The 4,902-nt window shown below is 34.3% G+C and carries 1 protein-coding gene and 3 pseudogenes; 2 read left to right on the top strand and 2 right to left on the bottom strand.

What is annotated here, in order from left to right; genetic code table 11:
* A pseudogene (locus tag Wcon_RS12180) lies at positions 1–572 on the top strand (transposase); the annotation flags it as partial.
* Between the two features lie 739 nt (positions 573–1,311).
* Here Wcon_RS12180 and tldD read toward each other — a convergent pair.
* Positions 1,312–2,730 (bottom strand): metalloprotease TldD, encoded by a 1,419-nt coding sequence (tldD, locus tag Wcon_RS08300; protein ID WP_114517841.1) that lies wholly within the window; start codon positions 2,728–2,730, stop codon positions 1,312–1,314.
* A gap of 115 nt (positions 2,731–2,845) precedes the next feature.
* A pseudogene (locus Wcon_RS13495) lies at positions 2,846–3,644 on the bottom strand (transposase).
* A 198-nt stretch (positions 3,645–3,842) separates the two neighbouring features.
* On the opposite strand from Wcon_RS13495, the pseudogene Wcon_RS08285 reads away from it, so the two are divergent.
* Positions 3,843–4,831 (top strand): annotated as a pseudogene (locus Wcon_RS08285) (IS110 family RNA-guided transposase).
* The last annotated feature ends 71 nt before the right edge of the window (positions 4,832–4,902 follow it).

Below are 4,902 nucleotides of genomic sequence, written 5' to 3'. Positions count from 1 at the left end.
AATTCTGTATTATCAAACTTATATAACACACCGATTCTTGAGTAACTTGTATAACTCAAACATTTGCCGATTATTCAAGAAAATGGAACCACTTTTGGCTAAAAAAATCTCAATAAAAAAGGACAGGCCAGAAAGAATTTTGAAGATATTAGCAGATGTAACCAATACAACGGCCAAAAGATAGGAAAATTGTCTTATTCTGGAAAGAAAAGAGTAAACACAATGAAAACGGAAATTGTTATAAGAGAAGATGGGCAAATTCTATCAGTGTCACACAGAGCACGATTTTAAGATACGAAAACAGGAAAAAATGTTGCCAAAAGAGAATATAAAGTATGCAGATTCTGGGGTGGCAAAAATTGAGAGTAACGTTGTAATTCCACATAAAAGGTATCGGGCTGACGGATGATCAACAATCGGAAGCTGGCATCATTTAGGTGGAGCATAAAATCCGTGAAATTAAGATTTTATGTCGCATACCTATCGCAATTTTCAGAAGAAATACAACATGAATAATTGCTGGTCTGGTAAACCTCAGACATGGGTTTTTATTGATCCTGCTGTTCGCCTAACTCATGCTGAAATTAGTTGCATACCGTTTCGCAGTGGGTCTATTGAAAAATTTGTTGAGGTTATTTGATAGGCAAGTTATTTTATTCATCGTTACTTCTCTCACTAAAAACATATCTGTGAGAACTTGTTATTCTATCTCCTCATATCTTTTTCCTTAACTTGACTCCTATGATAGGCTGAACGGTATCGACCTAAATGGTTCTAATGCAATTGATAATTTCTCCTTTTACAATACCTGCTTTATGTTATCTTCTAACCAATCTAACAAATATTTCTTAAAATAACTTTACCCCAAATCTATCTTTTATCCTACTCAGTGATGAATGATTTAGTACTTTATCTTCAAGACTGAATCTGCAAAACTACCTATATTCTACATTAAAGTGGATCTCTCTACATAACTGACGATTTGACCATATTCCATATAGATGGCAAATAATTTGCATCCTAAAATTCTCTATTTCTTCCTTTTTCAACAGCCTGTCCTACCTAATACGAGTTGTAGTAATTGAAACAGTGCATACATAAGCTTTGCTCAATTAAAGGCTTCTTGCTTTTTTTAGGAATTTTCTGAAAATTATCCTATTGAATTCCATGGTATTATTTTTTGTAACATTATTACACACGTTATGATAAGGAAGTTGAAGAAATTTGTTAAGTAGTTTTTATGAGCTACTTGAATAACGGCTACAATGTTTATACAATTGTGCGTCATGCGCTGGAATTCGTTTTAGCCGTCTATATCTTAGTTCCACCAACAGTTATTGCGTCAACTTTGAGTGTTGGTTGACCAACTCCAACGGGCACATTTTGTCCATCTTTTGAGCATGCGCCAACACCAGGATCTAACTTTAGATCATTACCAACCATAGATACTTTTTTCAACACTGTTGGACCGTCACCAATTAGTGTTGCTCCTTTTACTGGCTGTGTAATTTTGCCATTTTCTATTAGGTAAGCTTCCGAAGATGAAAAAACAAATTTTCCTGACGTTATATCAACTTGCCCACCATCAAAATTTACTGCATATAGACCTTTCTTTACGCTAGATATTATTTCCTCCGGTGTATGTTTTCCAGGCAGCATATAGGTGTTTGTCATGCGCGGCATAATAACTTCTTTATAACTTTCTCTTCTACCATTACCGGTTGGATTTACACCCATGAGTTTAGCGTTCATATGATCCTGCATGTATCCTTTGAGGATCCCATCCTCTATCAATATATTATAACTGGGTGGAGTGCCTTCATCGTCTACGCTGATAGAGCCACGCAAATTAGGCAGAGTTCCGTCATCAACTACTGTGATGTCACTAGCTGCTACTTGTTTACCCATAGAATTTGAAAATGCTGAGACTCCCTTACGATTAAAATCGCCTTCAAGTCCATGACCTATAGCTTCATGTAATAATACCCCTGGCCAACCAGAACCTAGAACAACCGTCATTTCTCCGGCTGGAGTTGGAGTTGCTTCAAGATTTACCAGTGCTTGTTCTAACGCTTGGTTTGCAACTCCTTTCCACTTTTTCTCAGAAATAAACTTACTATAAGAATCCCTTCCACCGTGTCCTGCGGAGCCTCTCTCGGTTCGACCATCTTTCTCTACGATGACTAACACATTAAAACGTACCAGAGGCCTGATATCGCTTAATCTGTGATCACCCTTTATTATTTGTACGACTTGCCATTCTCCATTTAGAGTTATTTTTACTTGCTTCACGCAGTTATTCTTGGACCTTACATATTCATTAACCTCATTGAGTAGTTTAATCTTTGAGTTTAGATCCATTTCATTTATGGGGTTAATCTTTGAATACATGCCTTTTTTCCCCTCATTTAAGTTTATTGAATTTATTTTGTTTAAAGATACTGAGCTTTTCACTATAGAGGCAGCATTACTAATTTCCTTTTCACTAATTTCAGAAGAGCAAACAAAAGATGTACTATCCTCACAAAAGGACCTTAAACCAAACCCCTTTCTGATATTCAAATCCATGTGTTTCAATATGTTATCATCAAAAACCAGGGACTCTGACTGGCAAAGCTCTAAAAATAGTTCACCACCATCACTATTGCTCAAAGCATTATTGACTATTTTATACACGTTATTAATATTAACATTGTTTTGAGCAAAAAATATTTGATCTAGATTTGGCATTACCTTTGAACTAAAAATTGTTTAAGTATATTATTTAATTTTAACATAGTAAATCACAAAAAGCCCGTTAGGCTTTACTGCATATCTAGTGAAGTTTTTTCCTGAATAAATAATTTCATGTAACTATTTCGAACTCAGCCATACCAAATTCAGTAAATTTGTTCATTAAGTAGCATTTAATAAGTAGTTCCTTCTCCCTATTTATCTCAGATTTATTTTTTAAACTAAACCCAAATGTCTTTTTTAACCTATAAAAAAAGCATTCAATATAGACCATATTTTACTTCCTCTTCCATCTTTCTTTACCTTTTTCATAACTTTCACATGATTTTATTACACTAATGTTGCTATTTCTCTCTGATAGCTTTCTCATAGACTCTTGCGTGTTTTCTTGCAGTTTGCATTGTTTATATACACTTACCATATCATAAGCTGAAGAACAGATAAAATATTTTGTTTATTGCCTATTTTGTTCAACATTAGGCATGCCGGTAGCTGTACATGCATATCACTTTTTTACTGTTTGTGTTTTAAATAACATGTGACTTTCTATATATTTTCTTACATTCTCTTTATTATGGTTATAGCTATAATACTAATTCTAGTGCTATCTATTGCAATTTCAATATTTTCCATGTTATTTTTATCAACTCTGCAGTCATTGATTTTTATGTTAAGCTTTTTAAATCTTCTAGAAGCTTGTGTATAGCTGATGACCTTGAGATCTTTACCCATTTGCTTTATATAACCTTTTATAAAACCAACTACTTGCAATTCTAAAAAGATATGTGTATCAAAACCACAACTTTATCAGATGTACCTGCCACTTTTGGACTATTCTCATACCAGTTTCCAATCGCTTCATTAATGAAACGAAAAATATTTCCTCTTGTATCTTGTAAAAAGCATCTAATGTTTTAAGCTTAAGCATTAGGTGGAGGAGGGAAGAACTCTGTTTCTCCTCTTAGATATAAAATCTGTAAGAAAGATAAGAGTTCCCTCCTCAAAAGTATAGGCTGGACGGTATCGTAGAAAGACCTAAATGGCTCTAATTCTGTATCCACAAGGTTAGCCTTACTTTTCGTTTTAAATGGTAACGTATGGGGTTATATATGATCAACAACTTTCTTGGAATTGATGTATCAAAAGATCGCTTTGATGTTTTTCTTTCATTCATAAGTAAAAAAGAAAAGCGTGAAACTAGGAAAAGGAGCTTTAAGAACGATGATCTTGGGTTTCAAGGTCTGCTGAGTTTTCTACAAAAGCATAATGTGGAAGAAGTAAAGTCATGCATGTGGTTGTTATAGCGAAGCTTTGGCTGAATTTCTGCACAATGCTGGACATTTTGTTAGTGTTGTAAATCCTTATTGTATTAAATCTTATACAAGGAGTAAGCTCGTAAGACAAAAGAATGATCAGACTGATGCAGAAATTATTGCTGATTATTGCCAAAGACAGGAACCAACTCGTTGGACACCACCTTCTTCTGAAATGAAAAAATTAAAACATCTTTATCGTTGCTCAGTTGCGTTAAAAGAATTAGTAAATAACCACCTAGAAAAAAAAGAGAGACTGCCTAAAGAAGTTGCAAATGCTTGTTGCAACGAATATAGTTAAAAAAATAGAAATAATAAAAAACTCCATACGCAAACTATTAAAGCAGCACAAAGAATTGTTGGAAAATTTTCAGCTTCTATTGACTATTCCAGGAATAGGAGAGGAATCAGCAATGGCTATTTTAGCTGAAATCCCTGACATAAAAGCTTTTAGAGATGCCAGGCAATTGGCAGCATATACAGGAGTTATACCGAAAAATATAACATCAGGTTCATCTGTACATTCTAAACCAAGATTAAGTAAATCAGGTTCACAAACATTACGTAAGGCCCTTTTCTTTCCTGCCATAGTAGCCAAGAATCACAATCCTATCATTGTGAGTTTTTGCCAAAGACTAAAGAAGAAGGGTAAGCATAATATGGCAATTGTGGGAGCTGCAATGCGTAAGCTACTCCATATCATTTTCGGTATCCTGACATCCAAAAGTGCTTTTGATCCAAATCATATCAAGAATTACAGAACTAGGATGTTGACTGTAGTTTAAAATCAAAAAATGCTTCCAATCCATTCAACATATTCACTAACTGTAATCTGTGTACTGTTACACAATCAGAA

Source organism: Wolbachia endosymbiont of Cylisticus convexus, from assembly GCF_003344345.1.
This window is presented reverse-complemented; position numbering and strand designations above follow the sequence as displayed.